Raw genomic sequence first — 19,287 nt, forward strand, 5'->3', positions numbered from 1 at the left:
GCACCAGTCCGCTCCACCCTTCCTACGGAGGTTTCCGGCCATGACGCCGAACCAGTCCCCCACTCCCCGCCGCACCGTCCGTCCGCTCGCCGCGGTCGCCGTCCTCGGCGTCCTGGCGCTCACGGCGACGGCCTGCGGCTCCTCGGACTCGGGTACTGCGTCCGGCGACAGCGACACGAAGGGCGCCGCGACCGTCACCGACGCGGCCGGCACCGAGGTGACGGTCCCGGCCGATCCCTCCCGCGTCGTGGTCCTGAGCGAGATGGACCTCGACTCCTCGCTCACCCTCGGCGTGAAGCCGGTGGGCATCACCGCGGGGCGCGGCCAGAAGGGCGCCCCGGCGTACCTCACGGCGAAGGCCGAGGGCATCCCGGTGGTGGGCGCGGTCACCGGCCCGGACATCGAGAAGGTCGTCCAGGCCGCGCCCGACGTGATCCTCGCCGGGCAGATGACGGACACCCAGGTGCTGGCGCAGCTGCGGAAGATAGCCCCCACGCTGGTCACCATCGGGAATGACAAGGACTGGAAGAAGTCCCTGTCGCTCACCGGTGAGGTGCTCGGCAAGTCCAACGAGGCCGACGCCTTCCTCGCCGACTACGACACGAAGGTCGCCGCCCTCAAGGCCGACCTCGGGTCGCAGGCCGGTGCCAGGGTCTCCGTCGCCCGTTACTCTCCGCAGGGCTCCGCCGTCATGCAGCAAGGCGTGTTCATCAGCGACGTGCTGAACGACCTGGGCTTCACCCGGCCGGGCATCCAGGCCGAGAAGGGCGAGGGCCACTCCACGCCGATCAGCGAGGAGAACCTCGCCGAGATCGACGGTGACTGGCTCTTCATCGGGACCCTGACCTCGACCGGGGGTTCCGGCGTGGTCGACCACCTCTCCGAGCTCCCCGCCTACCAGCAGCTCGGCGTCGTCAAGGCCGGTCATGTGACCGAGATCGACGGCTCGATGTGGACGAGCCTCGGTGGCGCGGAGGCGGCCGTGAACGTCCTGGCCGACCTCCGGAAGGCCATGGTCAAGTGAGCGCCGAATTCGACGGACGGATCGCCCTCGTCACGGGCGCGGGCCGGGGTATCGGCGAGGCCGTCGTCACCGCGCTCGTGGAGCGTGGCGCCCGGGTGGTGGCCACCGACGTCGCCCCGGACGGCATCGAGGCCCTCGCGCGGACGTACGGCCCGCGGGTGGTGGCCCGTCCGCTCGACGTCACCGACGCCGACGCCGTGGAGGCGGCGGTCGAGGAGGTAGAACAGGCCATCGGACCGGTGGAGTTCGCGGTCAACGTGGCCGGCGTGCTGCGCAATGCCGACGTGCTCGACACCAGCGACGCCCACTGGGCCGCCACCTTCGCCGTCAACGTCGACGGGGTGTTCCACGTCTCGCGTTCCGCCGCCCGGCGCATGGCGGCGCGCGGCCGGGGCAGCATCGTGACCGTCGCGTCCAACGCGGCGGGCGTCCCGCGCGCCGGCATGGCCGCGTACGCCGCGTCCAAGGCGGCCTCGGCGATGTTCACCAAGTGCCTCGGTCTGGAGATGGCCGCGCACGGCGTCCGCTGCAACAGCGTCTGTCCCGGCTCGACCATGACCGACATGCAGCGCGGCATGTGGGCCGACCTCGGTCCCGGGGACCCCGAGAGCATGGCCGCCGCCGCCGACCGCGTCGTCGCGGGCGACCTGGCCACGTACCGGACGGGCATACCGCTGGGCCGCATCGCGGACCCCGCAGACATCGCCGACGCCGTCACGTTCCTGCTCTCCGACCGGGCCCGCCACATCACCATGCAGGACCTGTACGTCGACGGCGGCGCCACCCTCCGGGGCTGAGGCTCTCCCGGGGACCGGACCGTGACCCCGGCCGCGATCCGCCGGACACCGCCCGGCCCCGGGCCCCGCGCCGCCCCCCGCTCTCACCGTCCTGCCGCCGACCGTGGCGGGCTCCCTCCACCGCAGGAGACACCCATGTCCCTCTCCGTGCACGAATCCCCCTCGGCCGCCCCCGGCCTCACCGGCCCCGCCCCCGTCACCCCCGGTGCGGCGACGGCTCTGCTCGACGCCTACCGCCCCGGCACCGACCGCTTCCTGGCGTCACCGACGCGCACCCTGTTGGGCCGCGGCGTGCTCGCCGAAGTGCCGCACGGTACGGACCCGGTGGAGGAGCGCGTACGCGGCGTCCTGCACGCCCGGCGGCGGGCCGGGGACCTCGCACCCGTCGTCGTCGGGTCCATACCCTTCGACGCGGACGCCCCCGCCACGCTGGTCGTCCCGGAGTCCGTGGAGTGGGCGCCCGCGCTGCGCCAGGACCCGCTGGTCGCCCTGCCCGCTCCCCCGGCCGAGGACGGCGACTCCTGGCAGATGCGCGAGGTCCCGGCCGCCTCGGCGTACGCCGAGGCGGTCGCCTCCGCCGTACGCCGCATGCGCGCCGGGGAGTTCGCCAAGGTGGTGCTGGCCCGCACCCTGGAGCTGACCGCGCCCGACGAGCCCGATCTGCCCGCGATGCTGAGCCGGCTCGCCCGCCGCGACCCCGGCGGCTACACCTTCGCCGTGCCCACGGGACCGGGCCGCACCCTGATCGGGGCGAGCCCCGAACTCCTGGTGGCCCGGCAGGAGGGGCGGCTCGTCGCCAACCCGCTGGCCGGTTCCGCGCCGCGCAGCACGGACCTGGCCGAGGACGTCCGGCGGGCCGCCGCGCTGCTGGAGTCCTCCAAGGACCTGCACGAACACGCGGTGGTGGTGGCCGCCGTGCGCGAGGCCCTTGCCCCGTTCTGCACCCGTCTCGACGTGCCCGAGCGCCCCACCCTCGTACGGACCGCCACCATGTGGCACCTGTCGACCACCCTGACCGGCGATCTGGTGGACCCGGGCACCACCGCGCTGCGGCTCGCCGCCGCCCTGCATCCGACACCGGCCGTGTGCGGCACACCCACCCCGGCCGCCCGCGCCGTCATCGCCGAGTCCGAGCCCTTCGACCGGGGTGCCTACACCGGCATCGTCGGGTGGCAGGACGCGGACGGCGACGGCGAGTGGGTCGTCACCATCCGCTGCGCCGAGGCCGAGGGCCGCTCGCTCCGCCTGTTCGCCGGGGCCGGCGTCGTGGCCGACTCCTCGCCCGAGTCGGAGACCGCCGAGACCGGCGCGAAGTTCCGCACCTTGCTGAACGCCGTGGGAGCCCAGCTGTGACGGCCACCGAGCACGAACCGCTCACCCCGGGAAGCCCGGACGCGCCGACCTGGCCCGCCGAGTTCGCCGCGCGCTACCGCGCAGCCGGGTACTGGCGCGGTGAGACCTTCGGCGACTTCCTGCGTGAACGCGCCACCGCGCATCCCGACCAGACGGCCCTGGTCGACCCGGCGCCGACGCGCCGCACCTGGACGTACCGGGAACTCGACGAGAGCGCCGACCGGCTGGCCGCCGGGTTCGCCGCCCGGGGGATCACCAAGGGCGACCGGGTCGTCCTCCAGCTCCCGAACATCGGCGAGTTCATCGAGGTCGTCTTCGCGCTCTTCCGGATCGGGGCGCTGCCCGTGTACGCCCTGCCGGCGCACCGGGAGACCGAGGTCGAGCACTTCTGCGCGTTCACCGAGGCCGTCGCGTACGTGATACCGGACCGGCACGCGGGTTACGACTACCGCCAACTCGCCACCCACGTAGGTAAACTGACGCCCAGTCTGCGCGAGGTCTTCGTGGTGGGCGATCCGGGCGAGCACACCGCGCTCTGTGACGTACCGATGGATCCCGCCGCACCGGCCGAGGGTCCTCGCTCGCACGAACTCGCCTTCCTCCAGCTCTCCGGCGGGACCACCGGCGTCTCCAAGCTGATCCCCCGCACCCACGACGACTACCTCTACTCGCTGTGGGGGTCGAACGAGATCTGCGGGGTCGACGAGGACACCAGATTCCTCGTGGTCCTGCCGGCCGCGCACAACTTCCCCATGAGTTCGCCTGGTTGGCTGGGTGTGCTGTACGCGGGCGGCACCGTCGTGCTCAGCCCCCGCCCCGACCCGGCGACGGCCTTCCCGCTCATCGAGTCGGAGCGGGTCACCATGACCGGCATGGTGCCCCCGCTCGCCCTGGTGTGGACGGACGCGGCTCCGGCGGCCAAGGAGGACCTGTCCAGCCTGGAGCTGGTCCTGGTCGGCGGCGCCAAGTACAGCGAGCAGGCCGCCCGTCGGCTGGAGCCCGCGCTCGACTGTCGTCTGATGCAGGTCTTCGGCATGGCCGAGGGTCTGGTCAACTACACGCGACTGGACGACGACGTGGAGACGATCGTCTCCACGCAGGGGCGCCCGATCTCCGCCGACGACGAGGTCCGCGTCGTGGACGATGCCGACGAGGACGTCGCCGAAGGCGAGTTCGGCCATCTGCTCACCCGGGGGCCGTACACGATCCGCGGCTACTGGCGGGCCCCCGACCACAACGCGCGGGCCTTCACCGAGGACGGCTTCTACCGGACCGGCGACATCGTGCGCCGCACCCCGACCGGCCACCTCGTGGTCGAGGGCCGCGCGAAGGACCAGATCAACCGGGGCGGGGAGAAGATCGCCCCGGAAGAGGTCGAGAACATCATCCTGGCCCACCCGGCCGTCCACGACGTCTCGGTCGTCGCCGTCCCCGACCCGTATCTCGGTGAACGCTCCCTCGCCCACGTCATCCTCCGCGAGGGCGCCGGACCGCTGAAGTCCGTCGAGATCAAGCGGTTCGTCCGTGAGCGCGGCATCGCCGCGTACAAGGTCCCCGATCTCGTCGAGTTCGTCGACGCGTTCCCGCACACCGGGATCGGCAAGATCAGCAAGAAGAGCCAGCGGTCCGCCGCACCGGCTCGGCACCACGAGGAAAGGCCCGTTCCCATGGCACTGCCCGCCATCGCCCCGTACGCACTGCCCACGGCGGAGGAACTGCCCGCCAACCGGGTGGCGTGGACGGCCGATCCGTCCCGTGCGGTGCTGCTCGTCCACGACCTGCAGAACCACTTCCTGAAGGCGTTCCCGGCCGGCGAGCAGCCGTTGACCGGCATGCTGGACAACACCGCCCGGGTACTGGAGAAGTGCCGCGAGCTCGGCGTGCCGGTCGTGCACTCGGCGCAGCGCGGCGGCCAGACTCCCGAGGAACGCGGTCTGCAACTCGACTTCTGGGGGCCCGGGGTGGCGGACGACCCGGCGGCGCTGTCCGGGCCGGAGCGGACGGCGCCCGTCGAGGGCGAGAGCGTCATCACCAAGTGGAAGTACTCCGCCTTCGTGCGTACCGAACTGGAGGCGCTCCTGCGGGAGCAGGGGCGTGACCAGCTGATCGTGGTCGGGGTGTACGCGCACATCGGCGTGCTGATGAGCGCGGCGGACGCGTGGCAGCGGGACATCCAGGCGTTCGTGGTCGCCGACGCGGTCGCCGACTTCTCCCGGGACGACCACGACATGGCGCTGCGGTACGCGGCCGGCCGTTGCGCCGTGGTGACCACCGCCGACGCTCTCTTCCAGGAGGTCTGAGCCGATGTCCCTCACCCTTGAGCTGATCCGCGCCGACATCGCCGACTCCCTCGGTGAGGACCCGGAGGACATCCCGGTCGACGAGAACCTCGTGGACTACGGGCTGGACTCGGTACGCATCATGGCGCTCCTGGAGCGCTGGCGCCGCGAACACGGTGTGGAGGCCGCCTTCGCGGACCTCGCCGAAGAACCCGCCGTGGAGGCGTGGCTGCCGCTGCTGGTGGCCTCATGAGCGCCCCGGCGACGGACCTCGCCGCCCCGCGCACCGTCTCCGCGGGGACGGAGAGCGAAGTGCCGGACACCGTACTGCCGTTGACCGCAGCCCAGTCGGGCATGTGGTACGCCCAGGCCCTCGACCCGCTGAGTCCGGCGCTCAACACCGCGGAGTGCGTGGAGATCGAGGGCCCCGTCGATCCGGAGCTCTTCGCCGGCGCGCTGCGGCGGGTGGCCTCCGAGGCCGACGCGCTGCGCGTCCGGGTGGAGGACGCCCCCGGGGGGCCGCGGCAGCGCATCCGTGCCGAAGTCCGGCTGCCTCTGCACACGGCGGATCTGCGGGCGGAGAAGGACCCGGACGAGGCCGCCGGGGCGTGGATGAGGGAGGACCTCGCCCGCACCTGCGACCTGGCGCGGGGCCCGGTGTTCGGGCACGCGCTCTTCCGCGTCGGCGAGGAGCGGTGGCTGTGGTACCAGCGCATCCACCACCTCGCCATGGACGGCTTCGGCTACTCCCTGCTCGTGCGCCGCACCGCCGAGGTGTACAGCGCGCTGGCCGCGGGAGAGGCTCCCGCACCGACGCCGTTCCGGCCGCTGGCCGAACTCGTCGCGCAGGACGCCGAGTACCGCGCCTCCGAGGCCCACCCGGCCGACCGGGCCCACTGGAGCGCGGCGTTCGCCGACCGCCCCGAGGCACCCCAGCTGGCGGGGCGCGGGGCACTGCCCTCCCGGACGTCGCTGCGCCGCACGGTGTCGCTGGAGCCGGAAACGACCCAGCGCGTACGAGAGTTGGCGACCCGGCTCCGGGCGACCTGGCCGGAGGTGCTGATCGCCGCCCAGGCGCTCTACGCCTCCCGGGCCACCGGGCGCTCCGACGTCGTGCTCGGGCTGCCCATGATGGGCCGCATGGGTTCGGTGGCGCTGCGGGTGCCGGGCATGGTGATGAACGTCCTGCCGCTGCGCCTGGAGGTCTCCCCCGAGGCGGACTTCGCGCATCTGGTGCGCCAGGTCGTCCTCGGTATCCGAACGGCACGCCGCCATCAGCGTTACCGCTACGAGGACATCCGCCGCGACCTCGGGCTGCTCGGCGAGAGCCGTGCTCTGGTCGGTCCGCTGGTGAACGTGATGCCCTTCGACTACGACGTGCGCTTCGCGGGCGCTCCGGTGCGGGCCCGCAACCTCTCGGCCGGGCAGGTGGAGGACCTCACGGTCAACATCTACGACCGGGCCGACGGCCGCGGGCTGCTCGTCGACTACGACGCCAACCCCGCGCTCTACACCAAGGACGGCCTCGCCGCCCACCAGGACCGGTTCACCCACCTGGTCGGCCGGCTGGCGGAGGCGGACCCACATCTGCCGCTCGCCGCGCACACCGTCGCCGCGCCGGGTGAAGTGTCGCTGATCCTCGCTGAGTTCAACCGGACGGAGCGCGAACTCCCGGCGACGAACCTGATCGGCCCGATCGAGGCACAGACCCGCAGGACTCCGGCCGCGACGGCCCTGGTGTACGGCGAGGAGTCGCTCAGCTACGCGGAGCTCAACGCCCGCGCGAACCGGCTGGCCCGGCACCTGCGGACCCTCGGCGCCCGCCCGGACACGGTGGTGGCCCTCTCGGTCCCCCGGTCCGTCGAGCTGATCGTGACGCTGCTGGCGATCCTGAAGACGGGCGCGGCCTATCTGCCGCTCGACCCCGACTACCCGGAGCGGCGTCTGCTGGACATGGTCCGGGACGCGGCGCCGGTCTGCGCGGTCACCGACAGGGCGGGCAGGCTGCCGGACGACGGTGCGACCCCGCTCGTCGTGCTGGACGGGCTCGACGTCTCGGCGCAGCTGCCGACCGACCCGTGCCGCCCACTCACCCCCTCCCATCCGGCGTACGTCATCTACACCTCGGGCTCCACCGGACGCCCCAAGGGCGTCGTCGTCTCGCACGGGGCGATCGACAGCCGGCTGCGGTGGATGCAGGACACCTACCGGCTGACCGCCGGGGAAAGGGTGTTGCAGAAGACGCCGTCCTCGTTCGACGTGTCGGTGTGGGAGTTCTTCTGGCCGCTGCGCGAGGGCGCGACCCTGGTCGTCGCGGAGCCCGGCGGGCACCGCGATCCGACCTATCTGGCCCGCCTGGTGCGCGAACAGGCCGTCACCACACTGCACTTCGTACCGTCGATGCTCCAGGTCTTCCTCGCTGAGCCGGAGGCGGCGCGGTGCACCGGACTCACCCGGGTGTTCTGCAGCGGTGAGGCGCTGGCCCGCGAGACCGCGAACCTCTTCGCGCGTACGTTGCCGGGCACCGGGCTGCACAACCTCTACGGGCCGACCGAGGCCGCGGTGGACGTCACCCACCACACCTGCGCGGCCGAGGGCAGCGGCCCGGTGCCCATCGGGCGCCCGGTGTGGAACACCCGGCTGTACGTGCTGGACGCGGCGCTCCAGCTCTGCCCGCCCGGGGTGCCGGGTGAACTCTTCCTCGCCGGGCGCCAGTTGGCCGACGGTTATCTCGACCGTCCCGAGCTGACGGCGACCCGTTTCGTGGCCGACCCCTTCGGCCCGGCGGGCAGTCGCATGTACCGGACCGGTGACCTGGCACGGTGGACGGCCGGGGGCGAGGTGGAGTACCTCGGCCGCACCGACCACCAGGTGAAGCTGCGCGGCCAGCGCATCGAACTCGGCGAGATCGAGGCGGCCTTGTCCGCACGGCCCGGTGTCGAGGGTGCCTGCGCCCTCGTGCGCGAGGACGAAGGAGGCGAACAGCGCCTCGTCGGTTATGTACAGGGGCAGGCGGACCCGGCCGAGGTGCGGGCCGCGCTGGCGCGCGTACTGCCGGACCACATGGTGCCGGCGGCGGTGGTCGTCCTCGCGGCGTTCCCGCTGAGTCCGGCCGGCAAGCTGGACCGACGCGCTCTGCCCGCACCGGTGTTCACCGCCGGCAAGGGGGCGCGGCGCCCGTCCGGGGCCTTGGAGGAGCGCCTGACCCGGCTCTTCGCCGACGTGCTCGGCGTCGAAGGGGCCGGACCCGACGACGCGTTCTTCGACCTCGGTGGCACCTCGCTGCTGGCGATGCGGCTGGTGGCCCGGGTACGGGAGGAGTGCGCGACGGAGCTGACGATCGGCTCGCTCTTCGAGACGCCGACCCCGGCCGCCCTGGCGGCACGCCTCGCGGGTCCGGGCGCGGGCGCCGACGACGCGCTGGACGTCCTGCTGCCGCTGCGCGGTGGCGGCGGCCGGCCCCCGGTCTTCGCGTTCCATCCGGCCGGAGGCATCGCCTGGTGCTACGCGGGCCTCTCGGCCCGGCTGGGCGCCGGACAGCCCTTGTACGCCGTCCAGGTGCGCGGGCTGACCGACGACGAGCCCTTGGCGGCGACGCTGCGGGATCAGGCGGTCGACTACGCCGGGCGGCTGCGTACCGTCCAGCCCCACGGGCCGTACCGGCTGGTGGGTTGGTCGGTGGGCGGGGTCCTCGCGCAAACCGTGGCGGTGTTGCTCCAGGAGGCGGGCGAGGAGGTCGAACTCCTGGCGCTGCTCGACGCGTTCCCGTCCGAGATGTGGCGGGCCCGCCCGGCTCCCGAGGAGGGTGACGCGCTCACGGCGGTGCTGCGGATGGCGGGTTTCGAGCGCACGGACGAGCAGACCCGTGACGATGTGACCGCCACCCTGCGCAGGGCGGGCAGCCCGCTCGCCGGGCTCAGCGAACGCACGCTGTCGAGGATCGTGGACATCGTGCCGCACCACGCGCGGCTGATGCGCGAACACCGGCACGACACCTACCGGGGCGACGTGCTGTTCTTCACGGCCGCCGCACCCAGGGCGGAGGACTGGCTCACCCGGGATGCCTGGCGCGCCCATGTGACGGGCGAGATCGTCAACCACGATCTCGACTGCACCCACGCGCGGTTGCTCCAGGGCGATAACCTCGACACCGTCGCGACCGTCCTCGCGGCCCGGCTGAAGGAGCTCGACGGATGACCGACCCGACCGACCTGTCCGCCTTCGCCCGCGCGTCCGCCCGGTGGTGAATCCGACGGCCGCGGTACGGCCCTGGACGCCGGGAGACCGGCCTCCGGGGCCGTCCGCGCTGGACGGCGGGGGCCCGCTGCTCTGGTCGGTGCGGCCCCGGGGTGAGGAACCCGCCGGACCGGTCGTCCTCGACGAGTCGGAGCGGGAGCGGGCCGCGGCGTTCCGGCGCCCGCAGGACCGGGCGATGTACCTGGCCTCCCACACGGCGTTGCGCGTGCTGCTGGGCGGGGTCCTGGCACTCCCGCCCGCACGGGTGACGCTGGTCCGGCTGGCGTGCCCGGGGTGCGGCGCCCTCCACGGCCGGCCGGCGGTGGCGGGTCCCGCGGGCGGACGGGTGCACTTCTCGTTGTCGCACACCGACGGCCTGGCTCTGGTGGCGCTGGCCGCCCGGCCGGTCGGCGTGGACGTCGAGCGGCTGCCGTCGGTCGCGACGGCCATGGACGTGTCGACGGCCCTGCACCCGGCCGAGCGGGCGGAGTTGGAGCGTATGGCGGCGACGGAACGGCCGGCCGCGTTCGCGCGGTGCTGGACCCGCAAGGAGGCCTACCTCAAGGGCACCGGGGAGGGGCTCGCCGGTGAGGCGCTGGGCGGCGCCTACCTGGGGACGGGACCGTCCCCGGGGGCGCAGCCCGTCGGCTGGACCGTCGTCGACGCCGAGGTACCGGCCGGCTTCGCCGGGGCGTACGCGGTGGCGGCGGAGTAGGGGGTACGGCCCCGGGGGCGCGCACCCGGCCCGGGGGCGCGCGTACCGCCCCCTCCCACAGGTCCGGACGACGGGCCCGGGACGCCGGCTCGGGCGCCTGGCGCAGCGGCCGTCCCCTGCGCCGGAGCCCGTCGGTTCATGCCCCGGGTCCCAGGAGCGCGGTCAGTCCGTCCGCCATCTCCGCACGCCACCACAGGTAGTCGTGGCCGCCGTTGAACTCGCGGTAGTGGTAGTCGTATCCGGCCTCTTCGAGGACGTCCCGCAGTCGCCGTGCGGCGGGCAGCGCCACCCATTCCTGCTCACCGAAGGAGAGCCGGAACCGCACCGGGCGGGGCGAGGCGGCGGCGATGCGGCCGGTGAGCCACTCCGGTTCCGGCCCGTCCGGCCACCAGTAGGAGGCGGACTGGACCAGGGCGTTGCCGAATCGGTGCGGGGCCGTCAGTGCGGTGTAGGTCGCCGACAGACCGCCCAGGCTCTGCCCGGCGATCACGGTACGCGCGGGGTCTTTGGTGAGCGGCAGGAGTCGCGCGGCCCACGGGAGCAACTCGTCGGTGAGGAAGCTCGCATGGGCGGGACGGCAGGCGAGGTCCCGCCAACGTGAGGTGGAATCGGCGGAGTCGACGAGGATGGCCACCATCGGCGGGACACGGCCGTCCGCGACGAGGTTGTCGAGGAGGTTCGCGAGCCCCAGCGGTTGCCAGTGCTCCCCGTCCAGAAGCACCAGCACGGGGAGTTCGTCGTGGCTGCCGCCGCCGGCAGCGGCCGCAGGTTCGTACAGCCAGACCCGGCGCTCCTCCCCGAGGTGCTCGCTGGGGACGCCGCACTCGGTCACCGTGCCCCGGGGCACGCCGGACCGGGGCTCCCAGTCCGAGGGCGCCCGGGACTCCCCGATCTCCGCCCAGGACACCGGCTCACCGCCCCAGCGACGTGGCAGAAGACGGGAGTTGAACGGATCGGAGCGACGCCGCGTCCGCAGCCACTGCCAGTAGCCGGGCCCGCCGGCCTCGGGACCCTCGCCCTCGTCCACGTGGAAGTCGTAGGTACCGCGCCAGTCGTGGCGCAGCCGGAACGTCCGGTGCCAGAGATCGGTGCCGGGAAGACGCTCCATCAGGTTGCCCTCGGGGGCGCGCGGGTCGCCGAGCTTGTTGGGCATGACCTGGACCGCCCGGGTCGATGCCGTGCCGCGCCACAGGAAGGTGACGGCCGCGTGGTCGGGACTGCCCTGGGGGTCGGGGGCGACCAGCGGCGTCCCCCGCTCGCGCACCCGATCCCAGAACTCCTCGACCTCGTCCGGTTCCGGCAGATCGACGGCGGGCGCCGCCAGGAACGGAACCGCGTCGGGACGTGCCGTCCTGGGCGGACGGAGAGGAGCCCCTTCGGGCGGTGCGGACGCGAACATGCGGGCGGACTCCGAAGAACGACGACAAGTAAGGTTTACCTTACCTCCCCCCCCCGGTCGACACACGGGCCTCGCCCGCACCTCCAGGGCACCCACCCTCTCCACCGGGTTGGTTAGGCTAACCTAACAAATCGTGGCGACATCCTGCCGAACCGGCCCGTGGACGCCGCCTCTCTCCCATGCACTTTTTCTTGCCCGCCAGGAGCACGCCATGAGCGCAGACAGACCTTTCCGTTCCTCCATATCGCCGCTGCGCGGTCCCCGCGGCCGGGTCGCGAAGGTGGCCGCGCTCACCGCCGGGGCGACGCTGGGCCTCGGTGTGCTGTCGATGCCACTCGCGGCGGCCAGTGACGATTCCTCGGCGACCGGGACCGTGGCATCGGCCGCTGACGAGGCGTCGGCCCCCGCCGTCGTCCTGGGGGCGACCTCGGTGAAGCCGGGCGGAGACGTGTCGTTCACCGCGACGGGCTTCCCGGCCGACAGCAAGGTCAGCGTCAAGCTCGACGACGCCACACTGCTCGCCCAGTTCACCAGCGGCTCCGACGGCAGCGTCACCGGCACCGTCACCGTCCCCGCCGACACCACCCCCGGCACCGACCACTGGCTCCGCTTCCTCGCCACCGGAACCAGCGTCAAGAGCGCCGGACTCACCGTCACCGCGGCCACCACCACGCCCGAACCGGCCGTTCCCAAGTTCCAGCTCGCCACCACCAAGGTCGCCGCGGGCGGCACCGTGTCCTTCGCCCTGTCCGGTTTCGTCCAGGGCCAGAACATCACGGTCAAGCTCGACGACCAGACGATCCTCAAGCAGTGGACCGCCGCCGTGAAGGCGGACGGCACGTTCTCCGGCACCGTGACCGTACCGGCCTCGACCGGCGCCGGCGCGCACTGGCTGCGCGTCCTCGCCCCGGAGCCCTCCACCAGCCTGAAGGCCGACTTCACCGTCACCTCTTCGTCCTCCACCGGCGGTTCGAGCAGCGGCGGCACCACGGGAGGCGGTTCCACCGGCGGCTCGACCGGCGGCAGCTCGACCGGCGGTTCCACCGGCGGCAGCTCGACCGGCGGCGGCTCCGACGGCGGTACGAGCACGGGAGGCGGCAGCACGGGCGGCTCGTCCACCGGGGGCACCGGCTCGTCCTCCGCCACCTCTGCCACCATCACCGCGGGTTCGAGCGTCGCCGCGGGCGGCAAGGTGTCCTTCCGCCTGACGGGCTTCCCCGCCGGCCAGCAGATCACCGTGAAGTTCGACGACAGCGAGATCATCGGCCAGTGGTCGGGCGGCATCGCGGCGGACGGCTCGTTCTCGGGATCGGTCACCGTCCCCGCGACCGCGACCAAGGGCGCGCACTGGCTGCGCTTCCTCGCCCCGAACCCCTCCACCAGCCTGAAGGCCGACTTCACCGTCACCTCCGGTGCGGACGCCTCGGCCACGACCGGTGGCACGGGCGGCACCGGAACGACGGCGGGCACCGGCTCCACCGCCGCGGACGGCTCGGCCGCGGTGATCCCCGCCGCCACGGGCGCGCCCGCCAGCGCCGCCAACGCGAGCGGAGCGAAGGCGGAGATCACCGCCAGCGAGGTCCAGCCCGGCGGGAAGCTCCACTTCAAGGTCACCAAGTTCCCTGCCTCGCAGGTGGTCACCATCAAGCTCGACGACGACGGCATCCTCGGGCAGTGGGACATCGACGCCGAAGGGTCCTTCGAGGGAGACGTGGAGATCCCGGCCGAGGTGACGCCCGGTGCGCACTGGCTGCGCTTCCTCGCCCCGAACCCCTCCACGACGCTCAAGGTCGACTTCACCGTGGTCGCCGCCGACGCCGCGGCGGCCCCCTCGTCCACGTCCTCGGACGCGGCGGCGACCACCACCGACGGGGCCGTCAACGCCGCCTCGGTCCAGAGCGTCGGTACCGACGTCTCGTACGCGACGATCGCTTGGGCGGCCGGAGCGGCGGCCGTCGGAGGTGCCGTCGGAGCGGCCGGAGCCACGACGTTCCTCCTGCGCCGCCGCAAGCCGCAGCAGGCTGAGCAGCCGCAGGCACCGACACCGGTACAGGGCGGCTCCGCCTGACGCATCGTCACCACGAACTCACCCCCGTGGGGCGGTCCCGCCACCCGATGTGAGCGACTCCCCATCCAACGCGGGGCGTTGTGCGCCTTCTCGCGCACGGCGCCCCGCGACGCACGTGACGCCCCGAAGTTTCACCCATCCCGCGCACTGTGACCCAAGCCACTCCACAACTCGCGAAACTTAGGTAAGGCTAAGCTAACCTAGTGATCAACGCCTCGTCACAAGAGGCGCACCAGTCAAGGAGATTGACGCAGCATGACGTCTGTAACCCGCCGCTCCATCAGCACCGCCATCGTCCTCGCCGTGGGCGGTTCGCTGGCCCTGGCCGGCACGGCGACCGCCAGCGCCACGGGACACAAGGGCGGATCCGCCTCCACCATCACGTCCGCCTCGCTGGCGACGGGCCTCTACCAGTCCTCGTACTCCGAGCGGAACCACGTGCTGTGGGCGACCACCGCCGTGGGCCGCCCGCCGGTCACCAACTCCAGCCTGCTGAAGGTGGACCCGCGCACCCTGAAGGTCGAGAAGACCATCGTGCCGCCGGTCACCGACGCGGCGACCGGCGCGGTCGAGGCGGTCTACGGTGTCGCGGTGGACGACGAGCACAACACCGTCTGGACGACCAACACCCGCAACAACACCGTCTCGGTCTACAGCCAGAAGACCGGCGCGCACCTCGCCACGCTGACCGACGTCGCGCACGGCCGTGACATCGTCGTGGACGAGAAGCACGACACGGTCTGGGCGAGCAGCTTCGCCGGCGCGAGCCTGGTCGCCTTCGACTCCAAGACCCTCAAGGAGAAGGGCCGGGTCACCATCGAGGGCTCCAGCCCGACCGGCCTCACGCTGAACGAGAAGACCGGCACGGTCTACACCGCCGACCTGAACAACGACCGGGTCATCGAGGTCGCCCCGCACAAGGCGCCGCGCTTCATCCCCGCCGGTGACGGCGCGATCTCGGTCGCCCTGTCCGCCAACGGCAAGACCGCGTACACCGCGAACCAGACCGCCGGCACCCTCTCGGTCATCGACCTGAAGAAGGGCGCCGTCACGTCGACCGTCGCCACCGGCAACGGTCCGCTGGCCGTCGCCACCGACAAGAAGTCGGGCCGCGTGGTGGTCGTCAACCGTACGGACGCCAACGTGACCGTCGTCGATCCGAAGAAGGGCGCCGTCGTCGAGACCCTCGCCACGGGCGCCAACCCGAACCACGTCACGATCGCGGACGGTGTCGCGTACGTCGTGGACAAGTCCGGCTCGGGCACGGACGGCAAGGACCTGATCCACCGCATCGTCCTGGGTCACTGACACCCGGGTCCCGCACCGGCCGCACGCCCGGCCGGGACCGCACGCCCGACGGCCCGCCTCCTCCCGCTCCCACGGAGGGCGCGGGTCGTCGGCCGTCGCCGGCCATCCTGTCCTCGGACCGTCGAACCATCAGGCGGCCTCGGACGGCCGGCCCTCAGCCGTCAGGCCTCGGACCACCAGGCCTCGGACCGTCAGACCGCGCCCGCTTCGACCAGGAACGGGCTCGGCGCACCGGTCCAGGACACGTGGAGGCCGTCGCGGGCCCTGGTGCAGGCCACGAAGAGCAGGCAGCGTTCCGCCGTCAGATCCGCCTCGTGCTGGAGGGCGTCCGCATCGGCCGGTGTCACGGCGCCCGGGTAGGGCAGAGCCCCCTCGTGCACGCCGATGACGGCCACGCACCGGAACTCCAGCCCCTTGAAGGAGTGCATGGTTCCGACGCGGACGGCGGGCGTGTCATCGGAGCCCGCCGACCGCAGCCGCACGGCGGGGATGCCCGCGGCCGTCAGGCGGTCGATCGCCTTGGCGCAGGTCTTGTTGAATCGAGCGCTGACGCCGATGTCGGCGGGGCTCACCCCGGCCTCGGTCCAGGCGGCGATCCGCGCCACGAGTGCGTCCAGTTCGTCGTCCTCCGAAGCGGCCCCGTGGAGGGCGGGGCCGCTGCCGTGGAGGGCGGAGCGGTACCCCAGGAGCGTCTCGTTGCGGTCGTCGTCCTCCAGTTGCGCGAAGGGGCGGCCGACCAGCAGCGCGGTGGACCAGCTGAGGATCTCGTGGGTGCTGCGGTAGTTCTTCCGCATCTTCGTCGAGCGGCCGGCGACCTTGATGCCGAGCGCCTTCAGCGACACCTTCGAGTCGTAGATCCGCTGATGGGGGTCGCCGGCGATGAACAGGTCGTCGGGGCGCCTCGGGGCGGCGGCGCGCAGCAGCCGCCACTGTGCCGGGTGCAGGTCCTGCGCCTCGTCCACGACGATGTGCCGGTACGGGGGGACTCGCGTCTCCAGGATGCCGGCCGCTTCCCCGCACGTGCCCAGGTAGGTGCGGAGTCCGTCGGCGGCGAGCCCCTCGGAGAACGCCTGGACGGTGCGCCAGACGATCGCGCGCTGGGCGACGGGGAGCCTGCTCCCCCGGCCCGGCCGCTCGGCGGCTTCGTACTCCTCCTGGGTGCACAGGTTCTGCGCGAGGACGACGTGCTTGTACTCCTGCGCGAGGAATGGGACGGTGCCGGTGAAGCCCGTCTCGCTCGCGGCCCTCTCCCAGCGTTCCTGTTCCTCGCCGCCCATCAGGGGCCGGCGTGAGGTGGCGACGATCCGGCTGGCCAGCGCGTCCACGGTGGTGACGTCCACCCGGTCACGCTGGTGCGCGTCCTCCACCAGGGTGGCGAGCCCGCTGCGCAGCGCGTCGACGAGGGCGTTGGTGTACGTGGTGAGCAGGATGCGCTCGCCGTCGCGCAGGAACCCCAGGAGGTGGCGTACGCGGTGGAGCGCGACGACGGTCTTGCCGGTGCCCGGTCCTCCGGTCACCTGCGCCGGTCCCGAGAAGCTGGCCCGGTAGGCGACCTTGTGCTGGGAGGGGTGGAGGAAGACCCGCCAGGCGGTGAACGGCTTGTCGAGGATGTCGCGGAGTTCCTCGGACGCGGTGACCAGGGCGATCCGGGTGGTGGTGCGACGGATGGCGGTCGCGAAGTCCGCGGTGTCCACGGGCGCGGTGTCCGACGGTGCGGTGGAGAAGCTGAGGGACACCACGTCGCGCCACACCTCTTCGACGGTGAAGCCCGCGGCGAGGTATTCGAGGACTTCGCGCTGGTCCTGGGGGAAGTACGGTGCGAAGACCTCCAGTTGTTCGAGGGTGGTGAGGGCACGGGCCTGGCGCAGGGTGGCCTCGTCGATGCCGAGCGCCGTCAGGTCCCCGTCGGACACCTTGGCGAACAGCCGCTGGTCGGGGGCGGGCGCGATGCGCTCGTAGGCGGGGGTCAGCTCGTCGAGCATCGCGATGTCGCGGATCTCGACCGCCCGGGTCACGGTGTTGATGCTGGCCTTCTGCTGGACGGCCCAGTCGATGGCCTTGTCGTGCGGCATCACGCGCAGCAGCACGTAGGTGTCGCCCTTGTCGGGCGCGAGGACGACGCCCCGGGTCCCCTGGTCGATCCGGATGGTCCGGATGTGCGGGTCGCGGGCGCGCTTCAGGCTCTCCAGCTTCAGCCCCGGGTCCCTGAACAACTGTTCCAGGGTGAGGCGCTCGAACTTCTCCCAGGCGTCGAACACCCCCTGTTTGACACCGCTCTGTAGTTTGCCGAGCTGGGCGCAGAAACCGACGTCGAACGCGAGGTGGGGCATGGGACGTACTCTCCGAGGGGGTGGGATGAGCTGGGTGGCGGGGTCAGTCGGCCGGGCCGTCGAGATCGAGGCCGATCAGCGCCAGTGCCTCACCGACCTCCTGGGTCATCTCGTCCGTGGGCCCGAAGACCAGACGGAGGTCGTCGTACAGGGGCCGCAGAATCCGGTACGCGTCCGACGCCTGCCCCTGAGCGAGCAGCAGCATCCCGATGTCGCGGCGGAGTTCGACCGCTTCCTCGCTGAGATCGCCGTCGACGGCCCGTACGACGTCGAGCAAGCCGCGCAGCGCGAAGAGCGCGTCGGTGACCTGGCCGAGTTCGGCCCGGCACCGCGCCGCCTGGGCGCGGCAGGCGCGCGCGTGTTCACCGGTGGGGCCGTCGGTGCGCGCGTAGGCGTCCGCCAGAACGTCGAACTCGGGCAGCGCCGTCCGGTAATCCCCGCCGAGCACCTGGATCGCGGCGCGGCGGGTCCGCAGTTCCAGCACCTTGCGGCTCTCCGCGCCGAGCGCGTGGGCGGCGGGTCCGACGATCTCGCCGAGCACCTCGGCGGCCTGGACGAACCGTTCCTCGTCGAGCAGGGCGTCGGAGTGCTCGTACGCCTCGTCGATCGCCGCGCGCAGCTGCGCGGGTACCGGGACGGGCGCGACCACCCCGTCGGTCGGTTCGGCGGCCTCGGGCGCGGGCCGGGCCGCGCCGGCGCGGGCGCGCGGGGCGTACGGATCGCGGAAGATGCCCGTCGGGTCCGGCGCCCCCGCCGGTCCGGCCCCACCGGGCCCGGGAGTCCGGCCGGGCGGCGGCAGGAACGGCCGCAGCCGCTCGTACACCTCCTGCACGTCGGCGGGCCGCGCCTCGGGCGCCTTGAGCAGCAGGTGCAGAACGAGGTCCTCCAGCTCCTTCGGTACCTCGGGGCGCAGGGACCGCAGTGGTGTGGGTGCGGCGTTCATGTGCTGGTGCATCACCATGTACTCGCTGTCCGCCGAGAACAGCAGCCGCCCGCAGAGCAGTTCGTGCAGCATGCAGCCGAGCGCGTACAGGTCGGTCTGCGGGGACGTCCGTCCGCCGCGCACCTGCTCGGGCGCCATGTACTGGTAGGTGCCGATGGGTGTTCCGGTCGCGGTCAGCTTGGTGACGTCGGTCCGCAGGATCGCGGCGATCCCGAAGTCGAGGACCTTCACCGTCCCGTCGCGGGCGACCAGGACGTTGCTGGGCTTCAGGTCGCGGTGGATGACCGGCACTTCGTGCGCGTGCGACAGCACGGTGGCGACCTGAGCTGCCACCGCCACCGCCCAGCTCACCGGAAGCGGGCGAGCGGGGTGGACGTACGCGGACAGCGGTGTCCCGTCGACCAGCTCCATGACCAGGTACAACCGCTCGTAGGTGTCGTCGAGCACCGCGTCGTACACCTGGGGCACGCCGGGGTGCTGGATGCGCGCGGTGATGCGGGCCTCACGGCGGAAGCGCTTGGCGAACTCCTCGGCCCGCTGGACCGATCCGCCGACCGCCTGTTGCCGGATCAGTTTCACGGCGACGGGCCGGTCGAGCACGGCGTCGTAGCCGCGCCACACCTCTCCCATGCCACCGCCCGCGAGCGGCTCCAGGAGCTCGTACCGGCCCGCGATCGGCTGCTCTGGCACGTCGGGCCCCCGTCTGTGCGTGTACGGGCCGGTGCGTGGACGACGGGACCGGCCTTCGGCTTGCTGCGGACAGTCTCGCTGGTGGGACGATCTTCAGTCCAGTGCCGGCGGCCCGAAACCGCACGGGCCGCCTCTTTCCGGTCAC

Annotated in this window: 12 protein-coding genes and 1 pseudogene; 10 read left to right on the forward strand and 3 right to left on the reverse strand. The window is 72.7% G+C overall.

The window, feature by feature from the left end; translation table 11 throughout:
• Positions 1 to 40: 40 nt before the first annotated feature.
• The 8 genes and pseudogenes from OHT52_RS02455 to OHT52_RS02490 all read left to right on the forward strand — a co-directional run bounded on the left by OHT52_RS02455 (position 41) and on the right by OHT52_RS02490 (position 10,404).
• A complete protein-coding gene (locus OHT52_RS02455; RefSeq protein WP_328718440.1) occupies positions 41 to 1,024 on the forward strand; it encodes an ABC transporter substrate-binding protein in 984 nt (327 codons plus the stop codon).
• Positions 1,021 to 1,821: a 2,3-dihydro-2,3-dihydroxybenzoate dehydrogenase gene (locus tag OHT52_RS02460; RefSeq protein ID WP_328718441.1), complete on the forward strand. Its 801-nt coding sequence runs from the start codon at positions 1,021 to 1,023 to the stop codon at positions 1,819 to 1,821. The genes OHT52_RS02455 and OHT52_RS02460 overlap by 4 nt, the downstream gene beginning before the upstream one ends.
• 135 nt (positions 1,822 to 1,956) lie before the next feature.
• Positions 1,957 to 3,174: an isochorismate synthase gene (locus OHT52_RS02465; protein ID WP_328718442.1), complete on the forward strand. Its 1,218-nt coding sequence runs from the start codon at positions 1,957 to 1,959 to the stop codon at positions 3,172 to 3,174.
• Positions 3,171 to 4,817, forward strand: a pseudogene (locus OHT52_RS02470) ((2,3-dihydroxybenzoyl)adenylate synthase); the annotation flags it as partial. The gene OHT52_RS02465 and the pseudogene OHT52_RS02470, both read left to right, overlap by 4 nt.
• 24 nt (positions 4,818 to 4,841) lie before the next feature.
• Complete coding sequence (locus OHT52_RS02475) at positions 4,842 to 5,474, forward strand: isochorismatase family protein (RefSeq protein WP_328723589.1); 633 nt, start codon at positions 4,842 to 4,844, stop codon at positions 5,472 to 5,474.
• 4 nt (positions 5,475 to 5,478) lie between these two features.
• On the forward strand, positions 5,479 to 5,706 hold the full coding sequence (locus OHT52_RS02480; protein ID WP_328718443.1) for a phosphopantetheine-binding protein: 228 nt from the start codon (positions 5,479 to 5,481) through the stop codon (positions 5,704 to 5,706).
• Positions 5,703 to 9,650, forward strand: a complete 3,948-nt coding sequence (locus OHT52_RS02485) for an amino acid adenylation domain-containing protein (protein WP_328718444.1) — start codon at positions 5,703 to 5,705, stop codon at positions 9,648 to 9,650. Before OHT52_RS02480 ends, OHT52_RS02485 begins: the two co-directional genes overlap by 4 nt.
• 43 nt (positions 9,651 to 9,693) lie before the next feature.
• Positions 9,694 to 10,404, forward strand: a complete 711-nt coding sequence (locus tag OHT52_RS02490) for a 4'-phosphopantetheinyl transferase family protein (RefSeq protein WP_328718445.1) — start codon at positions 9,694 to 9,696, stop codon at positions 10,402 to 10,404.
• 136 nt (positions 10,405 to 10,540) lie between these two features.
• Here OHT52_RS02490 and fes read toward each other — a convergent pair whose 3' ends face one another.
• The gene (gene fes, locus OHT52_RS02495; protein WP_328718446.1) at positions 10,541 to 11,803 is read right to left on the reverse strand and encodes an enterochelin esterase; all 1,263 of its coding nucleotides are present in this window, start codon (positions 11,801 to 11,803) and stop codon (positions 10,541 to 10,543) included.
• Between the two features lie 211 nt (positions 11,804 to 12,014).
• Between fes and OHT52_RS02500 the strand changes: the two genes are divergently transcribed.
• Positions 12,015 to 13,871: a hypothetical protein gene (locus OHT52_RS02500; RefSeq protein WP_328718447.1), complete on the forward strand. Its 1,857-nt coding sequence runs from the start codon at positions 12,015 to 12,017 to the stop codon at positions 13,869 to 13,871.
• Between the two features lie 255 nt (positions 13,872 to 14,126).
• On the forward strand, positions 14,127 to 15,179 hold the full coding sequence (locus OHT52_RS02505) for a YncE family protein (protein WP_328718448.1): 1,053 nt from the start codon (positions 14,127 to 14,129) through the stop codon (positions 15,177 to 15,179).
• Between the two features lie 191 nt (positions 15,180 to 15,370).
• On the opposite strand, the gene OHT52_RS02510 is transcribed toward OHT52_RS02505, so the two are convergent.
• Positions 15,371 to 17,509, reverse strand: coding sequence for a UvrD-helicase domain-containing protein (locus tag OHT52_RS02510; RefSeq protein WP_328718449.1), 2,139 nt, complete (start codon positions 17,507 to 17,509; stop codon positions 15,371 to 15,373).
• Between the two features lie 43 nt (positions 17,510 to 17,552).
• Entirely contained in the window at positions 17,553 to 19,142 is a 1,590-nt protein-coding gene (locus OHT52_RS02515) for a serine/threonine-protein kinase (protein ID WP_328718450.1), read from the reverse strand.
• Positions 19,143 to 19,287: the final 145 nt, after the last annotated feature.

Origin of the sequence: Streptomyces sp. NBC_00247, from assembly GCF_036188265.1 — a bacterium.
Lineage (GTDB): Bacteria > Actinomycetota > Actinomycetes > Streptomycetales > Streptomycetaceae > Streptomyces.